Origin of the sequence: Pseudomonas sp., assembly GCF_030696055.1 — a bacterium.
Lineage (GTDB): Bacteria > Pseudomonadota > Gammaproteobacteria > Pseudomonadales > Pseudomonadaceae > Aquipseudomonas.
On record NZ_JAUYNP010000116.1, the window covers coordinates 1 to 23,308 of the forward strand.

The window sequence follows — 23,308 nt, forward strand, 5'->3', positions numbered from 1 at the left end:
GTTGCCGATACGGCGTTAAAAACAGGCTCGGAATGCTCATTTACAGCTCGTAAACTCCGCTTCCTCGCCTGTTTTTGCCTTGTCTCGGCTGCCTCGCCTACATTTTTCGACGACCTGTTAAGCACGGCCACCAGCCAGAACATGACCAGGGCGCCCTTGGCGAACGCGAGTAGCTGCATCAGCAATCCCCATCGAGTAAAGACCGGCCCAGTGTGCCGAGTTAAACGCGCCCTGCCCTCCGCACTTTCGTCTGGAATGACGACTCAACGCAGCGTCAGGGCAATCGGCACCTCGCTGAAATCGAAGCAGCCGAGGAAGGTCTGAAGCTGCAGCAGGCTGCCTTCGACCTCCACATCGCCCAGCAGCGCACCCTTGAGCAGGCCGTTCTCGCCACTCATCACGCTGTCCAGATAGGTCTTGTCCAGGGTCAGCTTGAGCGTCGTGCCCGGCGGGATGCCCCGATGCAGCTGCACCACGCCGCGGCGCACTTCCAGCGCCCACTGCTCGTCGATATCGGGGAAGCTGAAGCCCAGGGTCAGCTGCACATCATTGGCCTGTTCCGGATCGACGCGGGTGATCCAGTTCTGCAGAAAGATCCGCGCCGGGAAGTTCTTCAGCATGTCGGCGGACAGAAAAGCGCTGCGCATGCTCTGGGCCATCTGTTGCACCTCCTCGCCGGCCAGCTTGCCTTCCAGCTCCATGGCGCTCATCAGGTACCAGTTGCGCCAGTTGATATTCATGCTGGCGTAACCCAGTTTGCGAAAGCTGCGCGCCTTGATATCGCGGGCCAGCTGGTCCTCGCCGTCCATCCGGATGGCATAGCTGGACAGTTCCGCCGCCCATTGATAATCGCCATTGAGATAAGCCTCGCCGGCCTCCAGCAGGACCTTCTCGCGCCCGCCCATCAGCGCCAGCAGACGCTCCGCTTTCTCTTTCGGCGGCAGCGGATCGAGGTCCACCGGGTCGCCCTGGAACCAGCCCAGGTAACCGTTGTAGATCTGCCGCACGCTGTGTTTCACCGTGCCGTAGTACTCGCGCAGGTAAGGCGTATAGCCGGCCAGATGAGGCGGCAGCTTGACCTTCTCCACCAGCTCGTCCGGAGTCAGGCCCTTGTTCATCCAGCGCACGCTCTGGTCATGGATATAGGCGATACCGTCGCGGGTCATGCGCAGCACTTCCTCGACCTGTTGCGCCCCGGCTACCGGGCGGCCGTGCAGCGGCACCATATGCTCGGCCTGGTAGGCGCGCAGTTTGTCCAGGCTCTCGACCCAGACCACCGGGTCGCGAAACTTGGTGCCGCGCAGGGTGTGGATATTCGGCAGGGTCGGCCCCTGCTCCACTTCGGCGCTGATCAGCACCCGGTTGGCCGGCAGGTAGACTGTGATCTCGTCCGGCGCCTCGCTGGGCACATGCAGCAACTGCAGATCCAGGCCGGCGATGCGCGTATCGAGGCGGTCCTTGAAGGTCTGGGTCGGCGCGATAAAGGTCGAGGCATCGACCTTGGCCAGCGGGCCGATACCGGCGTTCATGCCCTGCTGATCGCTGGCCGGCAAACCCGCGCCGAAGCTGTAACCGGAACGCACCGAGAGGATCGGCCCGACCAGCGCGCCCTGGGCCACCACATTGGCCAGCAGGGTTTCGTGGGCGATGATCGCCACCTCGCCGCTGCGCACCTGCGCCTCGCTGACGAAGGCCTTCACGCCGTTGATATGGTCCGGGTGGAAGTGGGTGTAGACCACCGCCTTGACCGGCTTGTCGGTGATCTTGCGGAACTCGGCCATGATAGTGCGCGATGCGCTGACCGACTCGCCGGTGTCGACTATGATCAGCCCTTGCGGCGCCTCGATCATCACCACGTTGCCCAGCTGCCAGCCGACCGCCGAATAGACGTTATCGGCGACCTTATAGACCTTCTGCACAAACTGCTTGCTGTGCTCGGCCAATTCGGGATGGATGGAGACGGCGACCCGTTCCTCGGGCAAGGCCGCGCTACCCGTCAGGGGTAAGGCCAGGCCCAGCAGCGCAACGGCAACTCGGTTGAATGAAAGCATGGAGACGCGCTCGTTATGGGTGGAAGTGCTGGCAGATTGGCCAAACAGGCCCAATAATTCCAATGCATTCCAAAACCAATAGCGATGCAGCACGCGCATGAATGACCTTCGCCAACTCCGCCACTTCGTCGCCCTCGCCGAGCACGGCCATTTCGCCCGCGCCGCCGAAGCCGTGCACCTCAGCCAACCGGCCCTGAGCCGCAGCATTCAAGCCCTGGAAAGCAGCCTCGAGTGCCGCCTGCTGGATCGCCACAGCCGTGGCATCAGCCTGACCAGCTATGGCCAGCTGGTGCTGGAACACGCCAAACGCCTGCTGGCCGGCAGCCGGGCCTTGCACAATGCGGTCAGCCAGCTGGGCAACCTCGAAACCGGCGAGTTGCGCCTGGGCTCAGGCCCCTACCCGGCGGCCCGGTTGATCCCGCGCGCGCTGGGGCGTTTGGCGCAGCGTTATCCGAGGGTGCGGGTCAAGCTGAGCATCGCCAATTGGCAAGAGCTGCGCGACCGCCTGCTGGATGACGATATCGAGCTGTTTGTCGCCGACAGCCGCGAGCTGCTGGCCGATCCTTTGCTCTGTATCGAAGCGCTGCAGCCCCATAGCGGCGTGCTGTTCTGTCGCCCGGGCCACCCGCTGTTGCAGCAATCCGCACTGCGCCTGAACAACCTGCTCGACTACCCCCTGGCCGGCACCCAACTACCTTTGGTGGTGGAGCAGAAACTGCGCGCACTCAGCGGCCGCGAACAGCTGCTGAGCATTCAATGCGACAACTTTATGCTGCTGAAAACCCTGGTGGCGGACAGCGACGTGGTGAGCATGGCGCCCTGGGATGTGCTGGCCGAGGATATCCAGGTCGGGCGTCTGGCGCGCCTGCCGCTGGAGGCCGGCGCGCTGACCGAGCAATCGGCCTATGGCCTGGTCAGCCGCGCCGGGCATAGCCTGTCACCGGCGGCCCAGGCCATGCGCGCAGAGATATTGCTGGAGGATCGCAGCTTCAACCCTAAAGCCGAAGCCGCGGCGGATTAGTTACGCTGACGCTCCCACCCACGACGGTCATCGTCGCCCTGCTGGTCGTGCCCACGCTGCCGAGAGTCTTGCCAGCGCTGGTGTTGACGCTCCTCGCCGCGCTCACGGCGGTCACCCCAACCTACCTGCGGGCGCAGGCCGCGGTCGTCATGCCGCGCATCGCGCCTATCGATCTGGTAGTGCCGCAGCGTTGGGGCCGGTGCGTAGTAGTGCGGAGCGCGCCGATCGTCGTAACGCCGACCATCGTAGCTATGGCCATCGTAGCGGCGACCCTCATAGCGATGCCCGTCGCGCCAATAGTAGCGCGGCGTCACATACACCGGATAACGCTCCACTCGGTAATAGGGGGCCGGGTAGTAGTGCCGGTCGTAACCGCGATGGCCATAGCCGCCGCCGTATACCGCACAACTGGTTAAAAACAGACCCAACAACGCAATGAGTATGGATTTATAGAACATGGCGGCCTCCTTCGACCGCGAGTACGGCATCGACCGTTGTCGACGCCAGGGATTGCTCCCACCTCATCTGACAGCGTCAACTCGATCCAGTGCGTTTCGCGGTGCAGGCAAAAGCAATGAAAAATTATGTCGTATCGATGCGCATGCCATTCGGCCTGGACTTGCCACGGCCCGGCTCGAAGCGTCGAGCATTTTGGAATGCACAGCAGGCAAGGCAGAACAGCAGCGTTCTGCCCTGGGGAGGATTAGCAGCGGCCTTTCTTCGCCTGACCTGGCGGGCAATGCGGTGGGCCACCGCCGCCATCACCTATGTCGATGCCTATGCCAGGTAAACGCAGGCTGCAGCCCTGCACGCCGATGGCCAGCATGGCGACCAGCAATAAGCTCAAATAAGTTTTCATTAGCAACGCCCCTGCATACGCAGACCCGGTGGGCAGGAATGACCACCCTGATGTCCGCCACCATAACCAAGATCTATATATACCGGCTCACCGATGCGCGCATGCACACCAGGCGCGCTGAAGGTACAGCCACCCAGCAACAGCACTAAAGCCATCAGAGCTAAACCACGCATTGTCGTACTCCTCAAGTTTCCCATAGACATCGGATGCCTGTGGCGCCACTGGTCCGCATAAACGGAACTCGGCATAGCCTTCGACACCCTCTAGCAGCGCCCGTTCCATCAGCCCTACAGCCCCTTGCCAAGCCTTGCGCCTGCCCACTAATGCAGCGCGCTGCGCACATTTTGCACCAGCAAGGCGCACGTAACGCTGCGCTCAGTCACAGGCTATTCCACCGACACGCCCAGGCCAGAGGCATCGGGGCCAACTGGCACGATGCTCGCAAAGCTCAGCTCGTGCAGGAATACCCCCTCATGCCAATGCATGGCGGGAACGCGGCACCACAATTTGCAATAGCCGACTAGGGTTCCGGCTCGCCGATCAGAGGATCGACGGGTGACTGGTCCGAGAGTTGGCGACCTCCTTCGAGGTTACACGGCGGGATAAAAGCCCGGGAGAACGCGCCCCTGAAAGGGGGAAACGCCGCGCACTCCTGCCCGCCCTTTCTCGAACTGGAGGTTCCCTATGCGTAAGCCCCGTCTGTTCTCCGCTCTCGCCGCCGGCCTGCTGGCCGCCATCAGCCTCACTAGCCAGGCCGCGCCAAAAACCGACTTCAGCCTGTGTTGGACCCTCTACGCCGGCTGGATGCCCTGGGAGTACGGCGCCGCCCAAGGCATAGTCGATAAATGGGCGAAGAAGTACGGTATCAACATCGATGTGGTGCAGATCAACGACTACGTCGAATCGATCAACCAGTACAGCGCGGGCCAGTTCGACGGCTGCACCATGACCAATATGGACGCCCTGACCATACCGGCCGCCAGCGGCGTCGACTCCACCGCGCTGATCATCGGCGACTTCTCCAACGGCAACGACGGCATAGTGCTCAAGGGCGAGCAGAAAACCCTGGGCGACCTCAAGGGCCAGCCGGTCAATCTGGTCGAGCTGTCCGTCTCCCACTACCTGCTGGCCCGCGGCCTGGAAAAAGCCGGGCTGAGCGAGAAGGACCTGAGCGTGGTCAACACCTCCGACGCCGACCTGGTGGCCGCCTTCGCCACCGACGAGGTCAAGGCGGTGACCACCTGGAACCCGTTGCTGGCCGAGATTGAAGCCACGCCTAAGGTGACCAAGGTATTCGACTCCAGCCAGATCCCCGGCGAGATCATCGACCTGATGGTGGTCAACACTACCACCCTCAAGGACAACCCGGCCCTGGGCAAAGCCCTGACCGGCGCCTGGTACGAAATCATGGCGACCATGAGCGCCGACAACGCCGCCGGTAGCGCCGCCCGCGAGCATATGGCCAAGGCTTCCGGCACCGACCTGGCCGGCTACCAGGCGCAGCTGGCGCTGACCAAGATGTTCTATTCGGCCAAGGACGCGGTGGCCTTCGCCAACAGCCCCAAGCTGCCGGCGACCATGAGCAAAGTGGCCGAGTTTTCCTTTAGCCACGGCCTGCTCGGCGAAGGTGCGCAGAGTAGCGATGCCATCGGCATGGCCTTCGCCAATGGCGTAGTTACAGGCGACAAGGACAATCTCAAGCTGCGCTTCGACCCCAGCTATATGCAAATGGCGGCCGACGGTTCGTTGTAATCGGTAGGAGCGGGCCATGCCCGCGAACCGTATCGCGGGCATGGCCCGCTCCTACAACGAGGATCGTCAATGCGCCTGATCAATCGCCACCCCGAACGCAGCGGCCGCCTGCTGCTGGTTCTGTTGCCCTTCGCCTTGCTGCTGTTCGCCTACTTTATCGGCTCGGCGCAGCGCCTAGGGGACAACCCCAACGACAAGCTGCTGCCCAGCGCCAGCCAGATGAGCGCGGCGGTCGAACGCCTGGCCTTCACCGAGGACAAGCGCAGCGGCCACTACCTGCTCTGGCAGGACAGCGCCGCCAGTCTCAAACGTCTGACCATGGGCCTGGGCATAGCGGCTGTGGCGGGCCTGTGCCTGGGCATAGCCGCCGGCAGCCTGCCGCTGCTGAGTGCGCCGCTGTCGCCGCTGCTCACCGTGCTGTCGATGGTGCCGCCGCTGGCGATACTGCCGATCCTGTTTATCGTCTTTGGTCTGGGCGAGCTGTCCAAGGTGATGCTGATCGTCATCGGCATCACCCCGGTACTGGCCCGCGACTTGGAGCAACGCGCCCGCGAGATTCCGCCCGAGTTGTTGATCAAGGCGCAGACCCTCGGCGCCAGCACCTGGACCCTGATCCTCCGTGTCGTACTGCCGCAAATTCTGCCGCGCCTGTTGATCGCCCTGCGCCTGGTGCTGGGCTCGGCCTGGCTGTTTCTGATCGCCGCCGAGGCCATAGCCGCCACCGACGGCCTGGGTTACCGCATCTTCCTGGTACGCCGCTATATGGCGATGGACGTGATCCTGCCCTACGTGGCCTGGATCACAATGCTCGCCTGGCTGATGGACCTGGGCCTGCGCCAGCTCACCCGCCTGGCCTTCCCCTGGTATGAGGGGGCCAAGGTATGAGTGATAAAAAACGCAGCGCCTTCATCCAGGTCAACAACCTCTGGCAGCAATATGGCGACCAGGTGGTGCTCGAACGCCTGAATCTATCGGTGAACGAAGGCGAGTTCTGCACGCTGGTGGGCGCCTCCGGTTGCGGCAAGTCGACCTTTCTGCGCCTGCTGTTGGGCCAGGAACGCGCCAGTCGCGGGCAGATTCTGCTGGGCGGCCAACCCCTGGCCGCCGAGCCGGATAGCAGCCGCGGCGTGGTGTTCCAGCGTTACTCGGTATTCCCCCACCTGAGCGTGCTGGACAACGTCACCATCGGCCTGGAGCTGCCGCGCTCAGCGCTGCTCGGTCGGCTATTGGGCGGCGCCAAGCGCCAGGCTCGCGAGCAGGCGGCGCAGCTGCTGAGCAAGGTCGGCCTCGACCATGCCCTGGACAAGTATCCCAGCCAGTTGTCCGGCGGCATGCAGCAACGTCTGGCCATCGCCCAGGCGCTGATCATGCAGCCGCGGGTGCTGCTGCTGGATGAGCCGTTCGGCGCGCTGGACCCGGGCATCCGCAAGGATATGCACGCCCTGCTGCTGGCACTGTGGCGGGAAACCCGGCTGACCGTGTTTATGGTCACCCATGACCTCGCCGAGGGTTTTAGCCTCGGCACCCGCCTGCTGGTATTCGACAAGGTGCGCCTCGACCCGCACGCGCCGAACGCCTTCGGCGCGCGCATCACCTACGACATCCCCCTCAACAACGACCGCCGCGCCCAGCGCGCCGCCGTCGACGCCTTGCCCGCGCATCTCAGCGGCAAGCTGCAACCGGCCCTGTAGGAGCATCAGATGACTGCCTCATTAAGCCTGCGCCCCACCCTCTACGAAGAATTCGTCCCCGGCGGTGGCCACACCTCCTTCGTGCTCAAGCGCGGCCAGCTGCTGCGCATCACCGATCTGGAAGGCGGCGCCAACGCCAGCCTGCTGCTGCTCTCTGCCTCCGAGAAAAGTGAACGGCTCAATCTGCCGGACAGCCTCAAGTGCCAGCACAGCGCCAAGCTGACTGCCGGCCACTGCCTGTACTCGGATATGGGCCGGGTGCTGGCGGCGATTACCTTTGATACCTGCGGCTGGCATGACAGCTTCGGCGGCGTGCTTAACGCCAATGAAGTGCAGGAAAAGTACGGCGCAGGCAACTATCAGCAACTGCGTAACGGCTTCTTCCGCAACGGCGTGGACAACCTGCTGGTGGAAATGGGCAAGTGGAACCTCAATCTGCAAGACCTGCTGATGTGCCTCAATCTATTTAGCAAGGTGACGGTGGACAGTGACGGCTGCTTTGCCTTCCAAGCGGATAACTCCAAGGCCGGCGACTATCTCGAGCTGTACGCGCCGATGGACACACTGGTGATCCTCACCGCCCTGCAACATCCCATGGACCCCAACCCCGCCTACGCGCCCAAGCCGCTGCAGCTTTCCTGGCATCAGGTGCAGAGCGACGGCATCAGCTTGCTGTGCCGCACCTCGCGCCCGGAAAACGCGCGCGGCTTCCATAACACCGAACGTCTGTATCTCTAAGGGCCGCCAGCATGTCCTCATTCCCAACCAGCCTGACCCATAGCGACAAGCATCCCGATAACGCCCTGTACCGCGCCACCATCGGCGCCGGTGAACCCTTTCTGTGCACGGTGAAAGCCGGCCAGACCCTGCGTCTGCTCGATCTGGAGGGCAACCAGGCGGTCGACACCCTGTTCTACAGCGCCGCCAACCCGCGCGAGCGCTATGACCCGCAGCGCACCCTGCGCAAGCAGAACAGCGTCTACCTGACTACCGGCAGCGTGCTCTATTCCAATCTGGGCAATCCGCTGCTGAGCATCAGCGCCGACACCTGTGGCCGCCACGACACCTTGGGCGGCGCCTGCGCCCAGGAGAGCAACACGGTCAGATATGCCCTGGACAAGCGCTATATGCACAGCTGCCGCGACAACTTTCTGCGCGCCAGCCTGCACGACGGCCGCCTGGAGAAGCGCGACATAGGCGCCAATATCAACTTCTTTATGAACGTGCCGGTCACCCCAGAGGGCGGCCTGAGCTTCGAAGACGGCATCTCCGCCGCCGGCAAATACGTCGAGTTGCTCGCCCATATGGACGTGATAGTGCTGATCTCCAACTGCCCGCAGCTGAACAACCCCTGCAACGGCTACAACCCGACTCCCGCCGAGGTGCTGGTATGGGACTAGAGCAGCGGCAAGCGGTAAGCCACAAGCTGCAAGCGCTTCGGCGCTGGCTATTTCAGCTGTGCCAAAGCCGCTCGGGGCAATGCCTAAAACAGCAGCCACCAAACGACTCGTAGGATGGGTTGAGCGCAGCGATACCCATCAAATGTGACTGTCGATGGGTTACGCCTGCGGCTAACCCATCCTATCAAACCAAGCATCCACCGCGGACGACCGCGGTGCAGACCGAATACAGCGGGACGGCCCGCCTGCCCTTTCGAGGGAACTCTCTATGTTCAGCAAACTGCTTATCGCCAACCGCGGCGCCATTGCCTGCCGCATCCTGCGTACCCTGCGCGCCCTAGAGGTCAAAGGCGTGGCTGTCTATTCCGAGGCCGACGCCGCCAGCCTGCATATCCGTGAGGCCGATGAGGCCCATAGCCTGGGCGAAGGCCCGGCGGCGGGCACCTATCTGCAGGTGGAAAAAATCCTCGAAATCGCGCGCCAGTCAGGCGCGCAAGCCATCCACCCCGGCTACGGCTTTCTCTCTGAGAACGCCGCCTTTACCGAGGCCTGCGCAGCCGCCGGTATCGCCTTTGTCGGCCCGACTCCCGAGCAACTGCGGGTATTCGGCCTTAAACACACGGCCCGCGCCCTGGCCAAACAGCATGGCGTACCCATGCTGGACGGCACTCCACTGCTGGAAAACCTGGACGCCGCGCTGCTCGCCGGCGAGCAGGTTGGTTACCCGCTGATGCTGAAAAGCACCGCCGGTGGCGGCGGCATCGGCATGCGGGTATGTCACAGCGATGCAGAACTGCGCGACGCCTTCGACGCGGTCAAGCGCCTGGGGCAGAACAACTTCAGCGACAGCGGCGTATTTATCGAGAAGTACATCCCGCGTGCCCGTCACCTGGAGGTGCAGGTATTTGGCGACGGTCGCGGTGAGGTGATCGCCCTGGGCGTGCGCGACTGCTCGGTGCAGCGGCGCAACCAGAAGGTGCTGGAAGAAACCCCGGCGCCCAATCTTCCCGCCGGCATGGCCGAGGAACTGTGCGCGGCGGCGATCAAGCTGGCCAAGGCGGTCAGCTACCGCAGCGCCGGCACGGTGGAATTCGTCTACGACAGCGAGGCCTGCCAGTTCTATTTTCTGGAGGTGAATACCCGCCTGCAGGTCGAGCACGGCGTCACCGAACAGGTGTGGGGCGTCGACCTGGTGCGCTGGATGATCGAGCTGGCGGCCGGCGATCTGCCGCCTTTGACCGAACTGGCGAAGCAGCTGAAACCCAGCGGCCATGCCATCCAGGCACGCCTGTATGCCGAAGACCCGGGCCGCGACTTCCAGCCCAGCCCCGGCCTGCTTACCGCCGTCGAATTCCCGCCAGCCGATGGCAAGGCGCTGCGTATCGACACCTGGGTCGAAGCCGGCTGCGAGATCCCGCCCTACTTCGACCCGATGATCGCCAAGGTCATCACCTGGGCCGCGACCCGCGACCAGGCCAGCGCAGCGTTGGATAAGGCCCTGGCCGACACAGTGCTGTATGGCGTGGAATGCAACCGCGACTATTTGCGGCAGATCCTGCTCGACGCGCCGTTCGCCAGCGGCGCGCCCTGGACGCGCTGCCTGGAAGGCCTGAGCTATAAGGCGCATACCTTCGAGGTACTGAGCGCCGGCACCCAGACCACGGTGCAGGACTACCCCGGCCGCCTCGGCTACTGGGCGGTCGGTGTGCCGCCGTCCGGCCCCATGGACGACCGCGCGCTGCGCCTGGGCAACCGCCTGCTGGGCAACGAGCCAGGCGCCGCCGCCCTGGAAGTCACCATGAGCGGCCCAACTCTGCGCTTCAATACCGACGCTGTGGTCGCAGTCACCGGCGCGCCTATTCCGCTGCAACTCGATGGTATCGATCAGCCGCTGAATACCGCGCTGCTGATCAAGGCCGGCAGCACCCTAAGCCTCGGCACTATCAATGGTGCAGGGGCACGTAGCTATCTATGCCTGCGCGGCGGCCTGCAGTTGCCGGATTATCTGGGCAGCAAAAGCACCTTTACCCTCGGCCAGTTCGGCGGCCACGGCGGCCGCGCCCTGCGTGCCGGCGACGTGCTGCATATCCCGGCGCTGACTGACTTTAACCTTGGCGCACAACTGCCCATCGAGCTGTGCACCGCCCTGCCCAACCTACGGGAAATTCGCGTGATCTACGGCCCCCATGGCGCGCCGGAATATTTCACCCAAGGCTATATCGAGACCTTCTTCAGCACCGCCTGGGAGGTGCATTTCAACTCCAGCCGCACCGGCGTGCGCCTGATCGGGCCCAAGCCGGAGTGGGTGCGCGACAGCGGCGGCGAAGCCGGCCTGCACCCCTCCAATATCCACGACAACCCCTATGCGATTGGGGCGGTGGACTTTACCGGCGATATGCCGGTGATCCTCGGCCCGGACGGCCCGAGCCTGGGCGGCTTTGTCTGCCCGGTGACTATCATCGAGGCGGACCTGTGGCAACTGGGCCAGCTTAAGGCCGGGGATAAACTGCGCTTTGTGCCGGTGGCTATCGCCACGGCGCGGCAGTTGGCGAAAGCGCGCAACGAGGAAGCCCGCACCCTCGTAGCCCGGATGCAATCCGGGGCCGATTTGGCGCCCGCGTCCCGGATTGCATCCGTGCTACAGAACCCCATCGTTCTCGATATAGGTGAAGGCGATAAACGCCTAGTGGCGCGGCTGTCCGGTGATACCCACGTGCTGCTGGAGATCGGCGCGCCGGAACTGGACCTGGTGCTGCGCTTTCGCGGCCATGCGCTGATGCAGGCCCTTGAAGCCAAGCAGCTCGAAGGCGTAATCGACCTGACTCCGGGCATCCGCTCGCTGCAAGTGCACTACCAGCCGGAGACCCTGCCCCTCAACGATCTGCTTGGCATAGTCGCCGGCGAATGGGATGGGGTGTGCGCGGCGCAGGACCTCAAGGTGCCGTCGCGTATCGTCCATCTGCCGCTGTCCTGGGACGACCCGGCCTGCCAGTTGGCCATCGACAAATATATGACCACGGTGCGCAAGGACGCGCCCTGGTGCCCGAGCAACCTGGAATTTATCCGCCGCATCAACGACCTGCCCAATCTGGACGAGGTCTACCGCACGGTGTTCGAGGCCAGCTATCTGGTGATGGGCCTGGGCGATGTCTACCTCGGCGCGCCGGTGGCCACACCGCTGGACCCGCGCCATCGCCTGGTCACCACCAAGTACAACCCGGCACGCACCTGGACCGCGGAGAACTCGGTGGGCATAGGCGGCGCCTATATGTGCGTGTACGGCATGGAGGGCCCCGGCGGCTACCAGTTCGTCGGCCGCACCCTGCAGATGTGGAATCGCTACCGCGAAGTGGCCGCCTTTGACGGCAAACCCTGGCTGCTGCGCTTCTTCGACCAGATCCGTTTCTATCCGGTGTCGGCCGAGGAGTTGCTGCAAATCCGCCGCGACTTCCCCCTGGGCCGTTTTGATCTGCGTATAGAACAGAGCGAGCTGGCTCTGGCTGATTACCAGGCCTTTCTCGACCGCGAGGCCGAGGGCATCGCCGCCTTCCGCGCGCAGCAACGCGGCGCCTTCGACGCCGAGCGCCAGCGCTGGATCGAATCGGGCCAGGCGCATTTCGACAGCGAGGAAGTCGCCCCCGACCTGGGTGAAGACGCGCCCCTGGGCAACGGCCAGCACGGCATCGACAGCCATATCGCCGGCAACCTCTGGCAGGTGCAGGTGGCGGTCGGCGACAGCGTCAAGGCCGGCGATGTGCTGGTGATTCTCGAGTCGATGAAGATGGAAATCCCCCTGCTCGCTCCCCGTGCGGGCCTGGTCAGCGAGGTGCGCGTGCAACCCGGCTCGCCGGTACGCGCCGGCCAGCGGGTGGTGGTGCTGGAAGAAAGCTGAATCGAATGCCGCCCAGGATTGCGTAGGTTGGGTTGAGCGCAGCGAAGCCCAACGATTAGCACAGCACACAGTTTGTTGGGCTTCGCCGCTACGCGGCTAACCCAACCTACCCGAGGAAATTGACCATGCAACACCCATTCGATCTGCGCCTAAGCGCGCTAAAAACCGCCTACGGCGACGGCCGCCTGACCCCGCGCCAGCTGATCCCCGCCCTGCGCGAACAGGCCGAGGCGCTCAACCCAGAATTCAAGCTATTTATCCACTTGCTCAGCCTGGAGGAGCTGGAACCCTATCTGGCCGCCCTGGACGGCCAGCCACCGGAAACGCTGCCGCTGTTCGGCGTGCCCTTTGCCATCAAGGACAATATCGATCTGGCCGGCGTGCCGACCACCGCCGCCTGCCCGGCCTTCGCCTACGTGCCCGAGCGCAGCGCCAGCCTGGTCGAGCAGCTACTCGCCCTCGGCGCCGTGCCGCTGGGCAAGACCAACCTCGACCAGTTCGCCACCGGCCTTAACGGCACCCGCTCGCCCTACGGCGAATGCCGCAACAGCCTGCACCCGGACTACCCGGCCGGCGGCTCCAGCTCCGGTTCATCCCTGGCGGTGGCCCTGGGCCTGGCCAGCTTCGCCCTGGGCACCGATACCGCAGGCTCGGGCCGGGTGCCGGCGGCGCTCAATAATCTGGTCGGCCTCAAGGCGACCAAGGGCCTGCTCTCCACCGCCGGCGTGGTGCCGGCCTGTCGCAGCCTGGACTGCGTGACCTACTTCACCGCCACGGCGCGCGAGGCCAGTCAGTTGCTGGCGCTGACCGCCAAGCTGGATGCCCGCGACCCATACAGCCGCAGCAATCCGTTGTGGAACGATGGCTCGGCCTTCGGCCAGCCGCGCGCAGGCTTTCGCTTCGGCGTACCCCAGCAGCTGGAATTTCTCGGCTGCACGCAGAGCCCGGCGCTATTTGCCGCCACTATCGAGCAGCTAAAAGCGCTGGGCGGCGAAGCGGTGGAAATCGACTTCGCGCCTTTTCTCGAAGCGGCGCGTCTGCTCTATGAAGGTCCCTGGGTGGCCGAGCGCTATAGCGTGGCCGGCGCACTGATCGAACAGCAACCGGACGCCGTGCTGCCGGTGATCAAGGCCGTGCTGGATAAGGCCCCCGGAATCAGCGGCGTCGACACCTTCCGCGCGCAGTACCGCCTGCAGGCGCTTAAAGCCGAATGCGACCGAATCCTGGCCGATCTCGACTGCGTACTGACCCCCGCCTACCCGCGCCCGGTAAGCCTGGCCGAGCTGCACGCCGAGCCGCTCAAGCGCAACGCGGAGCTGGGCTATTACAGCAATTTTATGAATATGCTCGACTATGCCGCCGTCGCGGTGCCGGCCGGCTTTATGGCGGGTGGTCTGCCCTGGGGCGTGACCCTGTTCGGCCGCGCCTTTACCGACCAGTACCTGCTTAGCCTGAGCGCTGCCCTGCAATACCAGCATGGACTGCCGCTGGCCGGCGAACGCAGCCTGGACCTGAGCGCTCCGACCACTGCCGCGCGCAACGACAAAGCGCGCCTGGTGGTATGCGGCGCGCATCTGGATGGCCTGCCGCTAAATTGGCAGCTCAGGCAACGTGGCGGGCGGCTGATCGAAGCCACCCTCAGTTCGCCCGACTACCAGCTGTATGCCCTGGCCGGCGGCCCGCCGTATCGTCCGGGCATGCTGCGGGTCGCCGAGGGCGGTGTGGCCATCGCGGTGGAAGTCTGGGAACTGCCCAGCGCCGAGCTGGGTTCCTTCCTCACCGGCATCCCCGCGCCACTGGGACTGGGCAAGGTGCAGCTGGCCGACGGACGCTGGGAAAGCGGTTTTATCTGCGAGCCTTATGGCCTGACCGGCGCGAGCGATATCAGCCACTTCGGCGGCTGGCGGGCTTATTTGCAGAGCAAGCAATAGCCTGTGTAGGAGCCAGCTTGCTGGCGATCCAGCGACCTTGGCAATGATCGCCAGCAAGCTGGCTCCTACCTCTACAGAAACGCAGACGCAACCCTCAGGCTGCTACGCCAGTAACCGCTGATATTTAAGGATGCGCCCCTTAAAAGGCGCCTCCGGATCGTCCAGCAGGTTCACCTTGTCGGCCATCTGTTGATAGCCATGGCCGAGCATCAAGCGGCTGAAGCGCGCGCCATTGCCGCGCCCCGGGTCGACTATCAGCACCCGACTGCAATGTGCGCCGTGGCGGGCGATAAAGTCGGCGAGCAAGCCGGGGTGGTCGCGCTCATAGAGCAGGTCGCTGCCGATAATCAGGTCGAACAGACCCAGTTCCTGGTAGTGCTCGGCCCAGTCGCAACTCAGATAGGTGATGGGCGGCAACTCATTCAGCGCGGCATTGCGCAGGAGAAACTCGCCGGCCAAGGGGTGATAGTCGCTGGCGGTGATATCCGCGCCCAGGCGTTGCAACAGCAGGCTGGTCAGGCCCAGGCCGCAGCCCAGTTCGAGAATGCGCAGGCCCTGCACCGCCATGCCGCTCAAGGTCTGCGCCAGCACCTCGCCGGCCGGCCAGAGCTGGCCGAACAGCGACCAGGTGGCCGAGGAAATCCCCGCCTGCTCGGCCAGGCCATCGCGGTCGGCGAACTGCTGTTTATCGCGCAGGGAGCACAGATGGAAATCCTCGGCGCCAATGCTGAGGCTGGAATATTTGATGCGATAGCTGGGACGCGGGCTGGGCATGGGCGGCTCGGATTGCTGAAAAGGACATCGCACACAGGTGCTTTATTCAGGGGCAGATCAGCAAGGCGCAATGCCGGCCAGCACATCACAAGTTACCAAGGAGACTCTTCGTGTGCCTGCACCTTAGTCCCCGGCCGCCGTACCCAGCAAGCTCCGCCTGCCCGCCGGGAGGCCGCGCGATAGACGGGGTCAAGCCGGCCAATCGGGCGCACTCCGAGTATCGGCCCGCACAGCGGGCCTGGCGGGCGGTACACTAGCGCCATAATTTCGCCAGTAGAGCCTTGCATGTCACGCCCTTCACCCGCCGCCCGGCAACGTTCGCTGGTGCTACTTATCCTGGTCTTGCTGGGCTGTGGCTTCCTCACCACCTCGCTGGTCAGCTACTACACCGCCCTCGACTCGATCCGCGCCGGAATCATCCACACCGAGTTGCCGCTGACCTCGGACAACGTCTATTCGGAGATCCAGAAGGACCTGGTGCGGCCCATCCTGATCTCCTCGATGATGTCGCGCGATACCTTTGCGCGCGACTGGGTGATGGCCGGTGAACAGGATGCCGGGCAGATGACCCGCTACCTGGGCGAGGTGCAGGCGCACTACGGCACAGTCACCAGCTTCTTCGTCTCCGAGCAGAGCCACACCTATTACCAGTCCAAGGGCGTGCTCAAGCAGGTCAAGCAAAGCGAGCCACGGGATGCCTGGTACTTCCGCGTGCGCAATATGCAGGAACCCTACGAGATCAATGTCGACGCCGACATGGCCAACCAGGACCGCCTGACCGTCTTTATCAACTACAAGGTGTTCGACTACCAGCAGCGTTTTATCGGCGTGACCGGGGTCGGCCTGACCGTGGATGCGGTGGTCGAGCTGATCGACACCTACCAGCAGCGCTACAACCGCAGCGTGTTCTTCGTCGACACCAGCGGCCGTATTGTCCTCACCGGCGCCCAGGGCGGGCCCATGGGCGCCAAGGTGGGCCAGTCGCTCAGCGAACTACCTGGCCTGGAAGACTTGATGGCGAAACTGCCGCAGCCGCAGAGCGGCAACTTCGAGTACCAGGAACAGGGCCGCGGGCACTTTCTCAATGTGCGCTTTATCCCCGAACTGGACTGGTACCTGTTCGTCGACAAGCAGGAGAACGGCGCCCTGGCTGGCCTGCGCCAATCCCTGTACCTGAACCTGCTGATCTGCCTGCTAGTGACCCTGATCGTCATCAGCCTGGTGAGCATCGCCCTGCGCCGCTACCAGGCGCGCATCAATGCCCTGGCCACCACCGACCAGCTGACCGAGCTGCTCAACCGCCGCGGCTTCGACCTGCTGGCCAACCAGGCGCTGCAGGAGGCGCGGCGCCATAACAGCCCGCTCTGCGCCCTGCTGCTGGACCTCGACCAGTTCAAGGAACTCAACGACAAACACGGCCACCTGGCCGGCGATGAAGTGTTGCGCGGCTTCGCCAACAACCTGCAGAGCGACCTGCGCCAAGCCGACATCATCTGCCGTTGGGGCGGCGAGGAATTTATCCTGCTGCTCAAGGACACCCGGCCCGAGCAGGCCCGGGAGCTGGGCGAGAAGATTCGCCAACAGACCGAACTCAGCCGCTTCACGCACAACGGCAGCAACCTGCAGATCACCGTCAGCATTGGCCTGGCGCAACTGCAGGCCGACGATGCGCTCAACCAGCTGATCGCCCGCGCCGACCGCGCGCTGTACCGGGCCAAGCAGAGCGGGCGCAACCGCCTGTGCGAAGAGACCGCATGAGCAGCTCGGCCCAGCATTGCCCGCGCTGCGGCCAGCTCAACCAGTGCGCTCAGGCCGGCTCGAACACAGCGGTGGAACAGTGCTGGTGCTTTAGCCTGACCATCGCCCCCGAGCTGCTCGACGTGCTGCCAGCCGAGCAGCGCAACCGCGCCTGCCTGTGCCCGCGCTGCGCCCAGGGGCTGCCCCCGAGCCCTGCGGATACAGCAGGCGACTGACCATGCGTCTGGATCGTTTTCTTAGCAACCTGCCGCACTGCAACCGCCAGGCCGCCCGCCAGCTGCTGGCCAGCGGCCGGGTGCGGGTGGATGGGCTGATCCAGTGTGACGGCCGCAGCGAAGTCAGCCAGTTCAGCCGCATTCAACTGGAAGATGAGCTGCTGCAAGCCGGCAAGGCCGCGCGCTACTTTATGCTGCACAAGCCGATTGGCGTGGTCAGCGCCACCGAACATCCCGAACACCGCACCGTGCTCGACCTGCTCGCCGAACCGGATAAACAGGAGCTGCACCTGGCCGGTCGCCTGGACCTGAATACCAGTGGCCTGCTCCTGCTCACCAACGATGGCCAATGGTCACGCCGCGCCACCGCGCCCACCGGCCAGCAGCCCAAGGTCTATCGGGTCGAGACCCAGGACCAGATCGATCCGGCCTGCATCGAGGTATTCGCCCGCGGTCTGTACTTCCGCTATGAAGACCTGACCACCCGCCCCGCCATCCTCGAGATACTCGCGCCACGGCAGGCGCGCCTGACCCTCTTCGAGGGCCGTTATCACCAGGTCAAGCGCATGTTCGGGCATTTCCACAATCAGGTGATCGGCCTGCACCGCGTCAGCATGGGCGCGATCCAGCTCGATAAGAGGCTCTGTCCCGGCCAATACCGCGCCCTCACAGACGCCGAGATCGCCAGTTTCTGAACCCACTGACCCCGATTTCGCCTCGGGTCACATCGTTCGCAAGCTAACCGATAAACGGTAGTGCGCTAAGCAAATAAACGCTTGCCAGGCTTGGGCAGGCGCTGCTTAAATCCAACCATAAGGTCTTAACGTGACTGAATAGTCACGCAAAGCCATCTAAGCGTTCTTTCGGTAGCTTGCGCGTTGCGCAAATTGGGTTCCTGCCTGGTAATACGCCCTCTCTCCACGCCTGAAAAGGCCGTGGCGAATGCTCTATTACGACCCTAACTGATTGAAAATAAATAACTTATAAAAACATCCAGCCTGACATTAGCTTGTCATGTCCAGGCGCTTTCCTACTGCCCTAGTTAGCTCGGTTTAACGGCCATCCCGTTTTGCCATGCCCACATTTGCGCCAGGAGGAAACGACATGAAGCCAGCTACCGCTGTCGTCGAAGTTAACGGGATCTACAAGATCTACACGGAGTTTTACCCCAATCCAAGCGCACGCAAGACCATCATCCTGGTCAATGGCTCCCTCTCCACCACCGCCGCCTTCGCGCAAACGGTCAAATACCTGCGCGAACAATTCAACGTGGTGCTCTACGACCAGCCCTATGCCGGCCAGTCCAAGCCGCACAATAACCACCACCAGCCGATCAGCAAGGAAGACGAAGCCAGCATCCTGCTCGAGCTGATCGAGCAGTTTCGCGCCGACCACCTGCTGTCGTTTTCCTGGGGCGGTGTCGCCGCCATGCTGGCCCTGGCGCAGCGCCCGGCGCGTATCGAAAAGGCGGTGATCACCTCCTTCTCGCCGCTGCTCAACCAGCCCATGATCGACTACCTGGAAGAAGGCCTGCTGCACCTGCACGCCCTGGACGGCGAACGCCTCGGCCAGCTGGTCAACAGCAGCATCGGCAAATACCTGCCGTCGCTGTTCAAGCGCTACAACCAGCGCCATATCAGCAGCCTGGACAGCCACGAGTATCGCCAGATGCATGCCCACGTGCACCAGGTGCTGCGCCTCGACGCCCACTGCCAGATGCAGTGCCTGGCGGCCATCGACATCCCCCTGCTATTCGTCAACGGTGAACACGACGAATACACCTCACCCGCCGATGTGCGCCTGTTCGCCGAGCACCTGAACGACTGTCAGTTCGTCACCATAGACAACGCCGGACACTTCCTCGACATGGAGCACAAAGGCGCCTGGCTGCAGAGCCAGGCCGCGTTGCTGGGTTTCCTGCAAGAGCAACCGCAGCGCCAGCGCGGCTACCACCCGCAGGTGGAAGTGCAACACGCGCTGGCCGTATAACCCATGGCCAATACCCCCACACTGCACCGCCTTGCCACAGATAGCAGCGGTGCAGGCTTCATTTCCGCCCAGACTTCCGGTATAAAGGCACCCGCTGCGGGCGTCGTATAATGGTAATACCCTAGCTTCCCAAGCTAGAGCCGTGGGTTCGATTCCCATCGCCCGCTCCAGATGTCTAACGAAAGAGCCCTGCCGATGCAGGGCTTTTTCGTTTCTGGGCTTTAAGCGGATCGAGTGCGTAGTACGTAGCCCGGATAAAATCCGGGGCTCTATCGGCGACCGTCCCGGATTGCATCCCGGCTACGATCAGCGCCGCCTCAGGGCTGCAGATCGAACGAGGTCTTGCCGCTTGCCATATCGCAAGGCATGGAGAAGTGTTCGTGCACTATCAGCCAGCGCCCGCCCTGTTGGCGGAAGCACTGAGTCACACGCATCCAGCTGCTTTGCATCTGCCCCTTGTCATCCGTGCCGCCGCAGTGGAGCAGGTAGTGCAGCGTGCCCAGATCGCCGCCGATCAGAAAGCTCGGCTGGTGGATCTCGAACTGCGCTGGGCCGCCGCACATCTCCATGCAGGCCTGCCAATGGGCCTGGTAGGCCGCGCGACCCTGAAAACGCAGCGGGCCTATGGCGTCGTAGGCCACCACGTCCTCGGCATAGTGGCTGATGATGCGCGCAACATCCTTGGCCAGGCAGGCCTGCACCCAAGAGTCCAGTTGCTGCTGGATTTGCGCCTGTTGAGCTGCTGTGTCGCTCATGCTCGTTCTCCTCTTTGCGATGTCACGCCTTGTTCGAGGCGCAGCAGTCGTGCGCTGCTGGCGCTTGCTGGTATTCGTCGTGCAGGCGGGTCCAGTTCAAGCCCTTGCCGTCCAGATCGGGCATGTCGTCCCAGCCTTCGCCGCGGCCGAAGGGGGTGAGGTCGAGGTAGTGCAGGCTGCCCATCAGTATGTCCAGGCCACGGGCGTAGCTGGAATAGCAGTGGTAGACCTGCGCGCCGTCGCGCAGGAACACGCTGACCCCGGGCAGCTCGCCCTGCAGGTGAGCGTTCAGGCCCAGGCGCTCCAGCTCGGCCTTGTCGCGGTAGTTGTACTCGACCGGGGCGACCTGCTCGTCGGCGGTGACGTGGTAGTCGTAGTTGAAGCTGCTGCCGTAGGAGCTGTACCAGGGTAGCGTCCAGCCCATGCGCCGTTTGAACGCCTGCAGATCCGCCAATGGCGCGCGGGAGACCAGCACCAGGGTGGTGTCGCGGGCATGCAGATGGGCCTGGTGGCCGATATTGTCGACCAGGCTGGAACAGCCCTCACAACCCACATGGCGATCCAGGTGGTACATAAAGTGGTAGACGATCAGCTGGCTGCGCCCCTCGAACAGCTCGGCCAGGCCGACCTCGCCCTGGGGACCCTGGAAACGGTAATCCGCCTGCACCTTGACCATGGGCAAACGCCGGCGCTCGGCGTTTAGCGCATCGCGCTGGCGGGTCAGGGCTTTCTCTTGGGCCAGTAATGCCTTGCGTGCAATCAGCCACTGCTCACGGCTGGCAACCTCTGGGTAATCGGGACGACTCATCTTCAGTGCTCCTTTTCCGTTGATTGATCGGCCGCGCCTGGCAGCGGCGCGGCATCAGACTTGCCGGCATCAGACTTGCAATTGACGCACCGGGCGGACCTCCACACTGCCGACCCGCGCCGCCGGGATATGCCCGGCCAGCTGGATGGCTTCGTTGAGATCGCGGGCTTCGACCAGGTAGAACCCGGCCAGCTGCTCCTTGGTTTCGGCGAAGGGCCCGTCGGTGATCGACAACTTGCCGCCGCGCATGCGCACCGTGGTGGCGGTCTGCACCGACTGCAGCGCCTCGGCGGCGAGCATGCGCCCGCTCTGCTGCACCGACTCAGCATAGGCGAAGCATTCCTCGTCACGCGGGCTGTCGGGCGAGCTGTGCAGCTCGTACTCGTTGCTATAGACCAGGCAGAGATATTTCATGGCGTTCTCCGGTTACTTAAGGGCTGATTACTCACTAGTCGAGCGGCGGACGCGGCAATCGACAGCGCTGAGAAAAAATAGCTGGGAGCCATTTTTAACGTCGCGCAGCGACGGCCCGCAGGGTGGCCGCCATGGATGGCAGGCCATAAAAAGAGTAGTAGCGCCGACCAACGGTCACTGCCAGGCGTTTCAGCTGCTGGGCAGTTCGCTTAGGCGCTTCTGCAGAAACTGCCGATCCGCGCCCTGCTGGGCCAGGGCCAGGGCACGCTGGTAGGCGTCGCGGGCCGGGGCCACGCGGCCCAGGCGGCGATTGAGGTCGGCGCGGGCGGCATGGGCCAGGTGGTAATCCGCCAGTTCGCCGCTGGCCAGCAGCGCCTCGATCAGGGCCAGGCCGGCCTCGGGGCCTTCGTGCATGGCCACCGCCACGGCGCGGTTGAGCTCGATCACCGGCGAGGGCGTCAGGCGCAACAAGGCGTCGTAGAGCCCGACTATCTGCGCCCAGTCGGTCTGCTCGGCGCTGGCGGCTTCGGCATGCACCGCGGCGATCGCGGCTTGCAGCGTGTAGGGGCCGAAGCGCCGCGAATGCAGCGCCTGCAATACCAGGGCCTCGCCCTCGGCGATCAGCGTGCGGTTCCACTGACTGCGATCCTGCTGTTCCAGCAGCACCACTTCGCCGGCGGCCGAGCTGCGCGCCGTGCGCCGCGACTCGTGCAGCAGCATCAGCGCCAGCAGGCCCATCACCTCGGGTTCGGGCAGCAGTTCCAGAAGCAGCCGAACCAGGCGGATGGCCTCGTCGGACAGCTGGCGGCGGGTCAGGTCCGCACCGGAGCTGGCGAAGTAGCCTTCGTTGAATACCAGGTAGATCACCCGCAGCACCGCCTCCAGGCGCTCGGGCAATTCGCTGCGCCCCGGCACCTCGTAGGGGATGCGCGCGTCCCTGATCTTCGCCTTGGCGCGGACGATGCGCTGGGCCACTGTGCTGGGCGTGGAGAGAAAGGCGCGGGCGATTTCCTCGGTGCCGAGGTCGCAGATCTCGCGCAGGGTCAGGGCCACCTGGGCATCGCTGGAGAGTGCCGGGTGGCAGCAGGTGAAGATCAGGCGCAGGCGGTCGTCCTCCAGCAGCTCAACCGCCTCCACCGGCTGCTCGCTGGCCAGCTCAAAGTGCTCGTCGAGGGGCTGGAAACGCCGCTGGCGGCGCAGGCTGTCGATGGCCTTGAAGCGCCCGACCGAGACCAGCCAGGCCCGCGGGTTGGCCGGCACGCCGTCCTCCGGCCATTGCTCCATGGCCGCGCGAAAGGCCTCGTGCAGCGCCTCCTCGGCCCGATCGAAATCCCCCAGCAGGCGGATCAGGGTCGCCAGCACGCGGCGCGATTCATCGCGGTAGAGCTGCGCCAGCTGGGCGCGCACGTCAGTCGGCTGGTCCTTGTCCATTCTTCCTCCCGCTACAGCCTGAACTGTAGCCCTGGCGCATCACGCGCCGCTTAGCTTTTTAGCCGATAACCGGTTTTAAAGATCCAGCCCACCGCCAGTATGCACAGCAGCAGAAAGCCGAGAATCATCCCTAGGCTGAGCGCCACGTTGACGTCGGAGATGCCGTAGAAGCTCCAGCGGAACACGCTGATCAGATACACCACCGGATTGAACAGGGTCACCGTCTGCCAGGCCGGCGGCAGCATATTGATGGACTAGAAGGCGCCGCCGAGAAAGGTCAGCGGCGTGACGATCAGCGCCGGCACCACCTGCAGCTTCTCCCAGCCATCGGCCCACACGCCGATGATAAAACCGAACAGGCTGAAGGTCAGCGCGGTAAGCACCAGAAAGGCGGCCATCCACAGCGGATGCAGTATCTCGAAGTCGACGAACAGCCGCGCGGTAATCAGGATGATCAGCCCGAGTATCACCGACTTGGTGGCCGCCGCGCCGACATAGCCAATAAGGATTTCCAGGTAGGACACCGGCGCCGAGAGCAGCTCGTAGATGCTGCCGGAATACTTGGGC

General features: G+C 63.9%; 21 protein-coding genes, 1 tRNA gene, 1 pseudogene and 1 riboswitch. Of the genes and pseudogenes, 13 read left to right on the plus strand and 10 right to left on the minus strand.

Going from position 1 to position 23,308, the window contains the following annotated elements; translation table 11 throughout:
- Positions 1-263: 263 nt before the first annotated feature.
- Positions 264-2,051, minus strand: coding sequence for an alkyl/aryl-sulfatase (locus Q8Q83_RS06930; protein WP_305622315.1), 1,788 nt, complete (start codon positions 2,049-2,051; stop codon positions 264-266).
- Between the two features lie 97 nt (positions 2,052-2,148).
- Here Q8Q83_RS06930 and Q8Q83_RS06935 point away from each other — a divergent pair, with 97 nt between their 5' ends.
- Positions 2,149-3,072, plus strand: coding sequence for a LysR family transcriptional regulator (locus tag Q8Q83_RS06935; protein ID WP_305622317.1), 924 nt, complete (start codon positions 2,149-2,151; stop codon positions 3,070-3,072).
- On the opposite strand, the gene Q8Q83_RS06940 is transcribed toward Q8Q83_RS06935, so the two are convergent.
- The 3 genes from Q8Q83_RS06940 to Q8Q83_RS06950 all read right to left on the minus strand — a co-directional run bounded on the left by Q8Q83_RS06940 (position 3,069) and on the right by Q8Q83_RS06950 (position 4,104).
- Entirely contained in the window at positions 3,069-3,530 is a 462-nt protein-coding gene (locus tag Q8Q83_RS06940; protein ID WP_305622319.1) for a hypothetical protein, read from the minus strand. The two genes, Q8Q83_RS06935 and Q8Q83_RS06940, sit on opposite strands and share 4 nt — an antisense overlap.
- Before the next feature lie 245 nt (positions 3,531-3,775).
- Positions 3,776-3,931 (minus strand): hypothetical protein, encoded by a 156-nt coding sequence (locus Q8Q83_RS06945; RefSeq protein ID WP_305622321.1) that lies wholly within the window; start codon positions 3,929-3,931, stop codon positions 3,776-3,778.
- Positions 3,931-4,104: a hypothetical protein gene (locus Q8Q83_RS06950; protein ID WP_305622323.1), complete on the minus strand. Its 174-nt coding sequence runs from the start codon at positions 4,102-4,104 to the stop codon at positions 3,931-3,933. The genes Q8Q83_RS06945 and Q8Q83_RS06950 overlap by 1 nt, the downstream gene beginning before the upstream one ends.
- Before the next feature lie 336 nt (positions 4,105-4,440).
- A riboswitch (guanidine-I (ykkC/yxkD leader) is annotated at positions 4,441-4,550 on the plus strand.
- Positions 4,551-4,615: 65 nt separating this feature from the next.
- Between Q8Q83_RS06950 and Q8Q83_RS06955 the strand changes: the two genes are divergently transcribed.
- The 7 genes from Q8Q83_RS06955 (at position 4,616) to atzF (ending at position 14,597) form a co-directional block, all read left to right on the plus strand.
- Positions 4,616-5,683 carry a putative urea ABC transporter substrate-binding protein gene (locus tag Q8Q83_RS06955; protein ID WP_305622325.1) on the plus strand — a complete coding sequence of 356 codons (1,068 nt, stop codon included), beginning with the start codon at positions 4,616-4,618 and terminating at the stop codon, positions 5,681-5,683.
- A 69-nt stretch (positions 5,684-5,752) separates the two neighbouring features.
- Positions 5,753-6,568 (plus strand): ABC transporter permease, encoded by an 816-nt coding sequence (locus Q8Q83_RS06960; RefSeq protein ID WP_305622327.1) that lies wholly within the window; start codon positions 5,753-5,755, stop codon positions 6,566-6,568.
- Entirely contained in the window at positions 6,565-7,374 is an 810-nt protein-coding gene (locus tag Q8Q83_RS06965; protein WP_305622329.1) for an ABC transporter ATP-binding protein, read from the plus strand. Before Q8Q83_RS06960 ends, Q8Q83_RS06965 begins: the two co-directional genes overlap by 4 nt.
- Before the next feature lie 9 nt (positions 7,375-7,383).
- A complete protein-coding gene (locus Q8Q83_RS06970) occupies positions 7,384-8,112 on the plus strand; it encodes an urea amidolyase associated protein UAAP1 (RefSeq protein WP_305622331.1) in 729 nt (242 codons plus the stop codon).
- A gap of 11 nt (positions 8,113-8,123) precedes the next feature.
- Positions 8,124-8,774: an urea amidolyase associated protein UAAP2 gene (locus Q8Q83_RS06975; RefSeq protein WP_305622332.1), complete on the plus strand. Its 651-nt coding sequence runs from the start codon at positions 8,124-8,126 to the stop codon at positions 8,772-8,774.
- 268 nt (positions 8,775-9,042) lie between these two features.
- Positions 9,043-12,666: an urea carboxylase gene (uca, locus tag Q8Q83_RS06980; protein WP_305622334.1), complete on the plus strand. Its 3,624-nt coding sequence runs from the start codon at positions 9,043-9,045 to the stop codon at positions 12,664-12,666.
- Between the two features lie 125 nt (positions 12,667-12,791).
- Positions 12,792-14,597, plus strand: coding sequence for an allophanate hydrolase (atzF, locus tag Q8Q83_RS06985; protein ID WP_305622336.1), 1,806 nt, complete (start codon positions 12,792-12,794; stop codon positions 14,595-14,597).
- Between the two features lie 102 nt (positions 14,598-14,699).
- Here atzF and Q8Q83_RS06990 read toward each other — a convergent pair whose 3' ends face one another.
- Positions 14,700-15,371: a methyltransferase gene (locus Q8Q83_RS06990; RefSeq protein ID WP_305622338.1), complete on the minus strand. Its 672-nt coding sequence runs from the start codon at positions 15,369-15,371 to the stop codon at positions 14,700-14,702.
- Between the two features lie 285 nt (positions 15,372-15,656).
- On the opposite strand from Q8Q83_RS06990, the gene Q8Q83_RS06995 reads away from it, so the two are divergent.
- The 5 genes from Q8Q83_RS06995 to Q8Q83_RS07015 all read left to right on the plus strand — a co-directional run bounded on the left by Q8Q83_RS06995 (position 15,657) and on the right by Q8Q83_RS07015 (position 19,503).
- Positions 15,657-17,129, plus strand: coding sequence for a sensor domain-containing diguanylate cyclase (locus Q8Q83_RS06995; RefSeq protein ID WP_305622340.1), 1,473 nt, complete (start codon positions 15,657-15,659; stop codon positions 17,127-17,129).
- On the plus strand, positions 17,126-17,344 hold the full coding sequence (locus Q8Q83_RS07000; RefSeq protein WP_305622342.1) for a cysteine-rich CWC family protein: 219 nt from the start codon (positions 17,126-17,128) through the stop codon (positions 17,342-17,344). Before Q8Q83_RS06995 ends, Q8Q83_RS07000 begins: the two co-directional genes overlap by 4 nt.
- A gap of 2 nt (positions 17,345-17,346) precedes the next feature.
- Positions 17,347-18,039: a pseudouridine synthase gene (locus tag Q8Q83_RS07005; protein WP_305622344.1), complete on the plus strand. Its 693-nt coding sequence runs from the start codon at positions 17,347-17,349 to the stop codon at positions 18,037-18,039.
- Positions 18,040-18,448: 409 nt separating this feature from the next.
- Complete coding sequence (locus Q8Q83_RS07010) at positions 18,449-19,333, plus strand: alpha/beta fold hydrolase (protein WP_305622346.1); 885 nt, start codon at positions 18,449-18,451, stop codon at positions 19,331-19,333.
- Between the two features lie 96 nt (positions 19,334-19,429).
- Positions 19,430-19,503 (plus strand) — tRNA-Gly (locus Q8Q83_RS07015).
- A 147-nt stretch (positions 19,504-19,650) separates the two neighbouring features.
- On the opposite strand, the gene Q8Q83_RS07020 is transcribed toward Q8Q83_RS07015, so the two are convergent.
- The 5 genes and pseudogenes from Q8Q83_RS07020 to Q8Q83_RS07040 all read right to left on the minus strand — a co-directional run.
- On the minus strand, positions 19,651-20,088 hold the full coding sequence (locus tag Q8Q83_RS07020) for a nuclear transport factor 2 family protein (RefSeq protein ID WP_305622348.1): 438 nt from the start codon (positions 20,086-20,088) through the stop codon (positions 19,651-19,653).
- A gap of 22 nt (positions 20,089-20,110) precedes the next feature.
- Positions 20,111-20,896: a DUF899 domain-containing protein gene (locus Q8Q83_RS07025; RefSeq protein WP_305622349.1), complete on the minus strand. Its 786-nt coding sequence runs from the start codon at positions 20,894-20,896 to the stop codon at positions 20,111-20,113.
- Between the two features lie 69 nt (positions 20,897-20,965).
- Positions 20,966-21,310 carry a YciI family protein gene (locus Q8Q83_RS07030; RefSeq protein WP_305622351.1) on the minus strand — a complete coding sequence of 115 codons (345 nt, stop codon included), beginning with the start codon at positions 21,308-21,310 and terminating at the stop codon, positions 20,966-20,968.
- A 189-nt stretch (positions 21,311-21,499) separates the two neighbouring features.
- Positions 21,500-22,741, minus strand: coding sequence for an RNA polymerase sigma factor (locus Q8Q83_RS07035; RefSeq protein WP_305622352.1), 1,242 nt, complete (start codon positions 22,739-22,741; stop codon positions 21,500-21,502).
- 50 nt (positions 22,742-22,791) lie between these two features.
- A pseudogene (locus tag Q8Q83_RS07040) lies at positions 22,792-23,308 on the minus strand (ABC transporter permease); the annotation flags it as partial.